The sequence below is a fragment of the Shewanella sp. 10N.286.45.A1 genome (assembly GCF_041470405.1).
In the GTDB taxonomy this organism is placed as follows: Bacteria; Pseudomonadota; Gammaproteobacteria; order Enterobacterales; family Shewanellaceae; genus Shewanella.
Map to the genome: position 1 here is coordinate 1,179 of NZ_JBFRMK010000052.1, position 504 is coordinate 1,682.

1 protein-coding gene is annotated in these 504 nt (G+C 46.4%); it reads right to left on the reverse strand.

The window, feature by feature from the left end; all coding sequences use genetic code 11:
* On the reverse strand, positions 1 to 504 hold a 504-nt coding region (locus AB4238_RS04985), incomplete at both ends, for an IS4 family transposase (RefSeq protein WP_372031935.1).

The following is a 504-nucleotide window of genomic DNA, read 5'->3' on the forward strand; positions in this document are numbered from 1 at the left end:
TGATGAGGTTAGCGGCTAATGTCATTTCATTTTCAGCCACACTAGCAAAAGATGAGTCGACTAACAGATGACTACTGAGCTCCATTAGGCACACCATGCGAACTTGGGGGTAGGAAGCATGGCTCGATTGATTACTCGTGCGAGAAAAAGCACTATCGTTTTCAGGTGTATCAGGGGTTCTCCAAACGACACCGTCGACGCCATAAAGATTAAGGCCGCACCATTGTGGATGCTCAGCCTGCATGTTCCACCGCTGTTGAGTCTGTCGAAAGATGTCTTCTACAACGTCACTGCCCAATTTCTTTCTTGCTTGGGTGACAGCGCTTCGAGCAACATAGTCGACTTCATTTGGGAGGATAATATCCAGTTTATTAATCAGTTGCCTAACGGACTCGCCCCTAAATAAGGCCATGCCGATAACAGCCCAAACCATAGACTCCATAGGTAATTTTCGCTTACGAAGCGTGGCGACACCATTGGATTGTAAACAGTTTTGAATAAGCT